General features: G+C 31.1%; 9 protein-coding genes and 2 pseudogenes. 2 read left to right on the top strand and 9 right to left on the bottom strand.

Annotation, left to right across the window (positions count from 1 at the left end; translation table 11 throughout):
* The 4 genes and pseudogenes from HMPREF2658_RS11685 to HMPREF2658_RS11670 form a co-directional block, all read right to left on the bottom strand.
* Positions 1 to 229 (bottom strand): Csa1 family protein (locus HMPREF2658_RS11685; protein WP_141758300.1); only part of this gene is annotated, 229 nt, incomplete at its 3' end.
* 39 nt (positions 230 to 268) lie between these two features.
* Positions 269 to 1,060, bottom strand: coding sequence for a tandem-type lipoprotein (locus HMPREF2658_RS11680; protein ID WP_000456128.1), 792 nt, complete (start codon positions 1,058 to 1,060; stop codon positions 269 to 271).
* Positions 1,061 to 1,090: 30 nt separating this feature from the next.
* Entirely contained in the window at positions 1,091 to 1,864 is a 774-nt protein-coding gene (locus HMPREF2658_RS11675; RefSeq protein WP_000540911.1) for a tandem-type lipoprotein, read from the bottom strand.
* A 47-nt stretch (positions 1,865 to 1,911) separates the two neighbouring features.
* A pseudogene (locus HMPREF2658_RS11670) lies at positions 1,912 to 2,693 on the bottom strand (tandem-type lipoprotein).
* Positions 2,694 to 3,059: 366 nt separating this feature from the next.
* Here HMPREF2658_RS11670 and spn point away from each other — a divergent pair.
* The gene (gene spn / locus HMPREF2658_RS11665; protein ID WP_000669519.1) at positions 3,060 to 3,368 is read left to right on the top strand and encodes a myeloperoxidase inhibitor SPIN; all 309 of its coding nucleotides are present in this window, start codon (positions 3,060 to 3,062) and stop codon (positions 3,366 to 3,368) included.
* A gap of 104 nt (positions 3,369 to 3,472) precedes the next feature.
* On the opposite strand, the gene HMPREF2658_RS11660 is transcribed toward spn, so the two are convergent.
* The 4 genes from HMPREF2658_RS11660 to HMPREF2658_RS11645 form a co-directional block, all read right to left on the bottom strand.
* Entirely contained in the window at positions 3,473 to 4,963 is a 1,491-nt protein-coding gene (locus HMPREF2658_RS11660) for an FKLRK protein (protein WP_001208895.1), read from the bottom strand.
* Positions 4,964 to 4,984: 21 nt separating this feature from the next.
* On the bottom strand, positions 4,985 to 5,680 hold the full coding sequence (locus tag HMPREF2658_RS11655) for an exotoxin beta-grasp domain-containing protein (RefSeq protein ID WP_000769140.1): 696 nt from the start codon (positions 5,678 to 5,680) through the stop codon (positions 4,985 to 4,987).
* Between the two features lie 389 nt (positions 5,681 to 6,069).
* Positions 6,070 to 7,329 carry a restriction endonuclease subunit S gene (locus tag HMPREF2658_RS11650; RefSeq protein ID WP_000072578.1) on the bottom strand — a complete coding sequence of 420 codons (1,260 nt, stop codon included), beginning with the start codon at positions 7,327 to 7,329 and terminating at the stop codon, positions 6,070 to 6,072.
* Positions 7,322 to 8,878 (bottom strand): type I restriction-modification system subunit M, encoded by a 1,557-nt coding sequence (locus HMPREF2658_RS11645; RefSeq protein ID WP_000028601.1) that lies wholly within the window; start codon positions 8,876 to 8,878, stop codon positions 7,322 to 7,324. The genes HMPREF2658_RS11650 and HMPREF2658_RS11645 overlap by 8 nt, the downstream gene beginning before the upstream one ends.
* A 59-nt stretch (positions 8,879 to 8,937) precedes the next feature.
* Here HMPREF2658_RS11645 and HMPREF2658_RS14945 point away from each other — a divergent pair.
* Positions 8,938 to 9,057, top strand: a pseudogene (locus tag HMPREF2658_RS14945) (hypothetical protein).
* Positions 9,058 to 9,140: 83 nt separating this feature from the next.
* Here the strand turns inward: HMPREF2658_RS14945 and HMPREF2658_RS14640 are convergent.
* Positions 9,141 to 9,285 (bottom strand): exotoxin beta-grasp domain-containing protein (locus tag HMPREF2658_RS14640; RefSeq protein WP_371106838.1); only part of this gene is annotated, 145 nt, incomplete at its 5' end.

Here is a 9,285-nt window from a genome sequence, read left to right as displayed (position 1 = left end):
CATCTCGGTATCCTTCTTTGTCGTATAAATCCTCTAGGTTCTTAATTGGATACATATCTAATGTTTTCTCAAAGCTCTTTTTGATTTGTTCTTCCTTTGAATCTTCTCTTTGATTTTCTGTAGTATCGCTTGATCTATCGCAACCCATTATAAAAACGCTCAAAACCATAATGCTTATGTACAATACGACTCTTTTTAAAAATCTCACTTTTTCACTTCTCTCTATCATGTTAATATTTGTTGAGCACTATCAACCTTTGTGTTATTTTTAGTCACTTGGAATTAAGTTTAATCCATCTGAAAAATATATATTTTCTTTTTTGTTTTCTAGGAATATAAATTCAATTTCCTTATATCCAACTGAAGCCCCTTTCAAATCCCCCGAACCTTTCAACAACAATTTAGGCGCCTTTTCTGTTGGAATATTATATCTTTTTCGTAATTCTTTAACATTATAATCATCATTTTTCAGTTTATATTTCGCTGAATAAATAGGAGCTTCAGAATTGTAGGAAATGTCACCATTTTCATAATTCTCTATTCCTTTAAAACTGCCATATTGCACAAAAAACTTAAAGTTTTCAATTTCCTTTTTCAACTTTTCATCTTTTATCTCCTCATTTGGAATAATCTTATTGTTTTTCATTTTCACAGGATACTTTTTTTCTGTTTCTCTTTCATCAAGACTTTTTCTTGAATCTATCTCTTCTATTGAAAAATAACCAGTTGTGGTCCTAGTATTTCTATTCATGTATAATATCATGCCTCTTGAAGTTAAACTTTTACCTTTTGGTTGAATTATCATTTCAGATCTAACAACCCACGTCCCTTTGTCTCCCTTTTTAAATTCGCCATCTCGGTACCCTTCTTTGTCGTATAAATCCTCGAGATTCTTAATAGGATACATATCTAACGTTTTCGCAAAGCTCTTTTTAATTTGTTCTTCTTTTGAATCTTCTTTTGCTTTTTCTGCAGTATCGCTTGAACTATTACAACCTATTATAAAAATGCTCAAAATAATAACACTTATGAACAGTGCAAGCTTTTTTAGATATTCCATTTTTTCACCCCTTAATATTCCTTATCAATACTATTTTTTCGCTGGTTTATAACTTAAAAATTCAATGACTGATAATTTGCTGTTTTCACGTTTTGAAAAGTCAATTTCTAACTTTCTATAACCTACGGAACTGCCTTTCAAGTCCCCATCAATATGCATTTTTAATATAGGTGATTTTTCAGTCGAAATATTATAATGACTTCTTAATTGCTTAACTATTTCATCTTTATTGCTCATTTTGTATTCAACATCATAACTAGGAACATTTTCATTAATTGAAACATCACCATTATTATATTTTTTCAATTCTTTAAGATTTGCATATTGACCGAAAAATTTAAAGTTTTCTATTATCTGCTTGAGCTTATCATCTTTTACTTCATCTAATAAAATAATCTTATTATTTTTCATTTCAATTTTATAATTCTTTTCATCTGGTAGTTTACCATTCCGGTAAAATGTAGTAACAAAATAATGGCCTTTAGCGGTTCTAGTATTCCTATCCAGATTTAAAACCATACCTTCATCATTCAATTCACCCGGTTTATTACTTTTAGCGAAATCTGTGTATATCGTCCACATCCCTTTGTCACCTTTTTTAAATTCGCCATCTCGGTATCCTTCTTTGTCGTATAAATCCTCAAGATTTTTGATTGGATACATATCTAACGTTTTCGTAAAGCTCTTTTTGATTTGTATTTCTTTTGAATCTTCAGTGATTTTATTACCACCACCGCAAGATGTTACAAAAATGATTACAATCAACAGGCTTATACACATTCCAATCCTTTTTAAATATCCCATCGTTTCACGTCTCTCTGTTTTAGAATTATTTCTACATCTAATTATCTTTAGCTAACTCCATCAGATGGTCCAAAATTCAAAAAATCTCTAACAGCAGTTTCTTGGTCTTTTACTTTTGAAAAATTATATTCTATATTTTTATAACCAACTGAACTTCCTTTTATATCGCCATCTATATGTAATTTTAATACTGGCGACTTTTTGGTTGTAATCGGATAAACTTCTCTAAGTTTTTTTACATTTTTATCCGTATTACTCATTTTATATTCTGCATCGTAGCTTGGCACATTATCTGTACTTGATATATTTCCATTTTTATAATTTTTAAGATCTCTAAAATCAGCATACTGACTAAAGAATTTAAAATTTTCTATTTTATTTTTGAGCTTTGGATCTTCTACTTTATCCAAAAGTACTATCTTATTATTTTTTAATTCAACATGATATTTTTTTGTTGATCTTTTTCATTAAATTCATCATGAACTTTGCTCGTGTAATAATATCCTGTTGCCTTCTTTGTATTTCTATTAAGGAATAAAACCATACCTTCGTCATCTATTTCACCCGGTTTGTTACTTTTTGAAAAACTTGTGAGTAAAGTCCATGTACCCTTATCGCCCTTTTTAAACTCACCGTCTCGATATCCTTCTTTATCATATAAATCCTCGAGATTCTTAATTGGATACATATCTAATGTTTTCGCAAAGCTCTTTTTGATTTGTGTTTCTTTTGAATCTTCTTTTATTTCATTACCTTTGCCACAACCTGCTATAACAACTATTAAAATTAAGATACTTATGTACCATGAAAGCCTTTTTAAATATCCCATCGCTTCACGTCTCTCTGTTTTATACTTCTTTTATATTCTCTTTTCATATAAATAATTAATTATTTTGTATATTTCTCTTTTACGTTACCAAAATATACATATACAATCAATTTTATTTCTTAATTAAATTTGTACTTATTATTATGTTGCGTCATTTTTTTATTATTGTTTCATTTGATTTAAACCCTCTTTGAAATCAAGGTTTTAGTAGGAAAATCCATAAGCATCGCACTAAAGATTAATTGCTTTTTAGCAATATTTGCCACTTTAACTATTTATTAAAAATTATTAATTCGACTTAATAAACGTAATTTTCTTAATATTCAGTGTTATGATAGAGTTACAATTTTTAGAGGAGTGATAGATATGAAATTTAAAAAAGTTTTAGTAGCTACGGCAATGGTAGGTGTATTAGCAACTGGGGTTGTTGGATATGGTAATCAAGCAGATGCAAAAGTTTATTCTCAAAATGGACTCGTACTACATGATGATGCAAACTTCTTAGAACATGAATTAAGCTATATCGATGTGTTATTAGATAAGAATGCTGACCAAGCTACAAAAGACAACTTAAGATCATACTTCGCCGATAAAGGACTACATTCAATCAAAGACATTATCAACAAAGCTAAGCAAGACGGCTTTGATGTTTCAAAATATGAACACGTAAAATAAATTCAATAATGCTTTGTAACGAAGCAAATAAAAAACAGCTCAATGACGTAGAAGTCAGTGATTAACTCACTAGTTTCATTACATCATTAAGCTGTTTTATTTAATTAGTATTGGCGAAGAACTTTTTCCAGTTCTTTCTTATCAAGTGCATCAAACCAAGTTGATACACCACCCTCAGTATCAAATCCAATTATTTTGTCTCCGTGTAATTGATAATAAGCCGGAATACTTTCAAGTTTTTCATCAAATTCTCGCTCTTTCTTTTGCTCAGGCGATTCATAAACATCTATATTTTTGCTAACAAATCCTTGACTAAGCAAGTCTCCAGTAATTGGATCTACAACAGTAAAGTTCAACTTTTCGCCATTGTATAATCTATAACCAGCGTCAAACGAATTAAAAGTGAATTCCCCATTTTCATTAACTTGTAAATCTGGGAATTCTTGACCTTCACCTAATTCAGAATCAACTTTTACAACTGCATTCGCAAATTTTGTTTTACCTTTAATTTCTTTAGTACTATGGCTATTATTTTGAGGAATTCCTCTTCCTTGTTCACTTTTATATTCAAAGCCATAAATATCTTCAACTACTAAGTCTTCTTTTACATTAGTAAGAGTTGTTACTTTATTGACATTTTTAGGATTATAGCTAGTTATAGCAGATTCAATATTATCAAAACTTGTTACTTTTGTTTTAAATATAATTGGCTTTAAAGCTTCTTCTTCATCGTTTGGCAAGAATGTTAATGACACATTATCATCTGGATTCAATTTTAAGTTATCATATGGTTTACGTTTGAAATCAAATTCAAAATAACCTTTATCATCTATATGTTTCCAAATACCTTGATACCTAGTTTTTCCTTGGTCTTCAGTTAAACGATTTTCAACATCAGTACTATCACCAAGATTAATAAATTTATTATTAATTGAAAGAGCAACTTTTCCTTTCACCGAAGTATGACCTTTAATAATACCAGATCCTGCGGTAATTGGTTCAACTAATACTTGATGATGTCCATTTTCTTGTTTTAATTGCTGATTTGGAACTTTATATGCTTTTTCATACCTTGGTGTTGTGACAGTAGATTTAGCACCTGTTTCCTCTTCTTGAACTTCTTCTTTTTCTTCAACCTCTTCCTCTTCATCACCTAAATCATCTAAAGATGATGATGAAACTTCAACTTCTTGATTATGGACTATTTTACGGTCTTTTAAATCATAATTGAAGTTACCTTTATCATCTGACATAACAAGCTCTCCATCAGAGCCTTCAAATGAATCGGCACTTTGTCTGTCTATATTCAATAAAATTATATGATTTGGTAATGTTTTACCTTTAATTGATGTATCACCTGGCTTAACATCTTCCAAATTTACAAAATTAGCTGGCTTGTCAGTTGCAGTTTTAACATCAGTGTTTTTAACCTGTGCATTATTTTTTTCTGTATGAGCTTTTTCATTACTTTCTTGCTGATTGTTATTTTCTTTTTCTGATGCGTCCGCTTGTCCGTTTGTCATAATATATAACATTGTAATTGCTACAGATACTAAACCGACTTTCATTTTACGTAACTTAAAATTTTCCCTCATGATATACTCCCTCGAATAATATTATAAATTCACTTCAATTTTCTCTATTTTTCTACCATCAATCACATCACCCATACGATGAGTTTGTAACTTTTTATTCAATTCAAAAGTATAAAAATCACCATTTTTCATAGTAACTCTAATTTTACTGTCTTTAGGCTCTGTCTTATAAAGATCATGTTTATCAATTAAGTGCTTTCTTAATTTAAAATCAAGTTCTTTTAATGAGATTTCCTCTTTATTTATGTAAAAATCAGTATCACTTTTAACCGTTGTAAACATTCCTCTTTCTCTTTTAACTTCTATATGAGGTCTATTTACATAATCTTTGTAATTTTCCCCATTGGTTTTTGAAATTCCTCCAATTGAATAATCTGTTGCTTGCCTACCAGATCCTTCTCTCACAACAAACACATCCACATTTTGTATTCCATTTCCATCTTCAAACTTATTTTTTTCATTTTCGGTTAAATTTACATCTATTTGCTGTGAATTAAAAATAAATGTTGCGATATTACCTTCTCTATACCCTTTTAAATTTTTATAATCAAAACTTGTTCCTGTATAATAATCTTTCAATTTTTGAGTATCATTAGAAATAGCAGTTAATGAGCTATCCATACTTTCTGCTTTTACTGGCTGAGCAGTAGTTGTAATCATCCCTGTTGTTAAAATCCCTAGTGCTAAACTTGCTTTAGCAATATTTTTTAATTTCATAATTCTATGCTCCCAATTTTTAGTCTATTTGATTTATTCTATTACGCAATACGAACAATCCTCATTCATTATAATGAGCAACGGTCGTGCTTCACATTAAACTTACTTTAACTAAAAATTAATCATTATTAAGTAATTTAATAAATAGTTAACTAATATCATTCAATTCCTATCGATCTACTCTCTTTTATTTACGAATAACACTTTATCTCAACTTAATCTTTATTTAACTACTTATTCTGTACACAATTTCGACACAAAAAGACACCGTGCTATCACAGTGCCTAAATTTAATGTTCGTTTTTGATTTTGAAGCTTCATAAATAAACTCCACTTATTAATCGAGTGATGAAACATCATCATTTCCTATAAAATAAACTTCAGCAGATTTAAATAAACATCGATTTAAGTAAGGCTTTTTTTCGTTGTTGAAGTAATTCTATTTTTATTAATTGTTTATTCACTAATTTATCTATTTCAATCAACAGTTTAGCTACCTTCTCTTGTTCATCTTTTATTGGTACTAAATATTTTATAAACTTAAATTGAGAAACTTTCACACTTGGTTGTACAGCCCCCATTTGAATTCTTTTTATTTTTTTCTGATTTCCCTTATACGATAGCATATAGTAAATAAATGAAGGGAGGTTATTATTATTTACCCTTAATCCTACGATATTTTGAGCTATTACAGCTTTGTAATTATCCATAAGACTAACTATTCCAGTATTTCCTACAGTAGAAAAAAGAATATCATTTTCTTTTAAATGTTCTCTAAACCAGTTATTATAAGTGTTTTCACTAACAAATTTACTTACTTTTATATATGCTGGACGATAATATCCTAATGCATTCACTTCTAATAAAGGATATTTTTCACTAGGAGCATTATCTGGTGTTTTCCCTCTATTATCCACAATGTTTTCTAAAATATTTTTTAATTCAATTGTTCTCCAATTCGGATAATCATTTCCATTCTCATCTTTGAATCGCAATTCTTGTGAGAAGATTTTCTGCATATATCCTTTTTTCTGTTGTTGAAGTAATTCAAGTTTTTGTTCTTCTAGTTCAATTTGTCGATCGAGTTTGCTGAAGAAGTCACCTATTTTTTTCTGTTCTTTAGCAGAAACAGGGTATATGACTTTCATTTTATTAATTGCGGTACCTGATGTTAAAGCTCTAGTTGTCATAGAACTTTTTGTAATCATTTCTTTTCTAAATGAATTAGTAAAAAAGACATATCTTTTAAAATTATTATTTATTAAATCAATTCCTGATTTAGGCCGCCCTCTTAATACAAATCCACTAAACACAGTATTTTCAGGGTCATTTAAAATTACAGACGGATAACCTATTTCACCAATCACCTCACTAGTCCTTGTAAAAAAAACATCACCCTTTTCAACGGAATAATTCTTCAGTTCTTTGCTATTCACATTAACTTTTCCAGTCAGATTATTTGTATTTATGCTCCGGTTATTAAATACATCTTTGAAGTTAACAATCGACGATCCTGAGCCAAAATATTCCTTTCCTTTATTTAAACCATTTTTAAATTCTAATAACTCGCCAACCTTCTTCTCTTCCCATTCGCCTTCAAACCCTGGGAATCTCAACTCTGGCACATTTTTCTTTTGTGTATTACTCATCTTTCAACACCCCAAGTTCTTTTAGGTATGCATTGATTTCTTGTTCAACTTGTGCGATTTCTTTATCGATATTTTTCAAATCTTGCTGGACCTGCTCTAAGTCAATCGGTTCTTCTTCTTCGAATGTATCAACGTATCTCGGTATGTTTAGGTTATAATCGTTCTCGGCAATCTCTTGTAATGTCGCGCTGTAGCTATATTTATCAATCGTTTCTTTACACTTATATGTGTTAATAATTCGTTCGACTTGGGCATCGGTTAAATGGTTTTGATTTTTTCCTTTTTCAAAATCATTGGATGCATCGATAAATAGTACGTTGTCGTCTTGTTGGCGACATTTTTTAAATACTAAAATACATGTTGGAATACTTGTCCCATAGAAAATATTCGCTGGTAAGCCAATCACGGCTTCTAAGTAGTTCTTTTCTTCAATTAAATAACGACGAATGACACCTTCTGCAGCCCCACGGAATAATACACCATGTGGGAGTACGACTGCCATGGTACCTTCATCGTCTAGGTAATGTACCATGTGTTGAATAAAGGCAAAGTCTGCTTTAGACTTTGGCGCAAGTTTGCCGTAACCACTGAATCGTTCGTCATTTTCAAATTTTGAATCTGCTGTCCATTTCGCACTGTATGGTGGGTTCGCAATAACCGCATCAAATGTATGACCTAAAAAGGCTGGATTTTCCAACGTGTCATCATTACGGATATCGAAATTTTCATAACGTACATCATGTAATAACATGTTCATGCGCGCTAAGTTGTAAGTGGTATTGTTACGTTCTTGTCCGAAATAACGATACACTTGTGTCTCTTTACCTACACGTAACAGTAATGAACCGGAACCACATGTTGGGTCATACACGTGACGTAATTTATCTTTACCGTCTGTGACAATCTTCGCCAGTATCTTAGATACTTGTTGTGGTGTATAGAACTCGCCTGCTTTTTTACCCGCTGTCGCCGCAAATCGCCCGATAAGGAATTCGTATGCATCACCTAACATATCAATTTCCATGTCACTGTGAACGAATGGTAAGTCGTCAAGATTAACCATGACTTTGGAAATTAGTGCAGTACGTTCTTTGACATTGTTACCTAGTCGCGTTGAACTTAAGTCCATATCGCTGAACAGTCCGATAAAGTCATTTTCACTTTCTTCACCTAGTGTTGATGTTTCAACTTTACGAATTGCCGTCGCCAGATGTTCGATATCGAAATCTTGTGTTTCAATTTCACGAATCATCGCACTGAATAAATCTTGTGGTTCAATGAAGTAACCGACTTGATCAATTAATTCTGCTTTTAAGTCTTCACGGTATTCTTCGTCTGCCCATGCCTCTTGATACGTGATATCTTCACCTGCCAAGGCATCTGCGTATTCTTGTTCCGCTTTTTCAGATAGGAAGCGATAGAAAATCAAGCCTAGAATGTAATTACGGAATTCACTCGCATCCATGTTTCCTCTTAAATCATTCGCAATCGACCATAATTTTTTATGTAATTCAGCTTGTTGCTGACGTTGTTTTTCAGTAATAGACATGTGATTCCTCCGCCTTTGAATAAGTAATTTATCTCTTTGTGTAATAGATTTATTATAACATTTGGTTTTGTTGCGATGTTGAGAATTTTGATGTCGGTGGTGGAAATTTTTATATTCATGGAGATTGGGATAGAATTCATAAAACGCAAACAAAACGGCTTAACGACGATATCGATTGACGCATCCTTATTTGTAAGGTATGCGCACCAATTTACTTTTCATCGTTAAGCCGCTTCAATTACTTTTTATTGTTCGTAATTAATTACTTTAAGTTAACTTCAATATCTTTAATTTGTTTGCTTTCTATGACTTCCCCCATATATTTGAACGCTAATTTACACCTTAGATTAAGGTTATAAAAGCTGCCATCTTTCATGTTGATTTTAACACTACCATGTTTTGAAATC

Origin of the sequence: Staphylococcus sp. HMSC062H10 (assembly GCF_001836945.1) — a bacterium.
GTDB classification, from domain to species: Bacteria; Bacillota; Bacilli; order Staphylococcales; family Staphylococcaceae; genus Staphylococcus; species Staphylococcus aureus.
The sequence above is the reverse complement of the archived record's forward strand: the minus strand, read 5'-3'. Positions and strand labels throughout refer to the sequence as shown.

What these genes read in the sequence shown, in the direction of transcription:
- HMPREF2658_RS11680 (WP_000456128.1), bottom strand. Translation starts at nt 1,060, where the DNA reads ATGGAATATCTAAAAAAGCTTGCACTGTTCATAAGTGTTATTATTTTG.
- HMPREF2658_RS11675 (WP_000540911.1), bottom strand. Translation starts at nt 1,864, where the DNA reads ATGGGATATTTAAAAAGGATTGGAATGTGTATAAGCCTGTTGATTGTA.
- spn (WP_000669519.1), top strand. Translation starts at nt 3,060, where the DNA reads ATGAAATTTAAAAAAGTTTTAGTAGCTACGGCAATGGTAGGTGTATTA.
- HMPREF2658_RS11660 (WP_001208895.1), bottom strand. Translation starts at nt 4,963, where the DNA reads ATGAGGGAAAATTTTAAGTTACGTAAAATGAAAGTCGGTTTAGTATCT.
- HMPREF2658_RS11655 (WP_000769140.1), bottom strand. Translation starts at nt 5,680, where the DNA reads ATGAAATTAAAAAATATTGCTAAAGCAAGTTTAGCACTAGGGATTTTA.
- HMPREF2658_RS11650 (WP_000072578.1), bottom strand. Translation starts at nt 7,329, where the DNA reads ATGAGTAATACACAAAAGAAAAATGTGCCAGAGTTGAGATTCCCAGGG.
- HMPREF2658_RS11645 (WP_000028601.1), bottom strand. Translation starts at nt 8,878, where the DNA reads ATGTCTATTACTGAAAAACAACGTCAGCAACAAGCTGAATTACATAAA.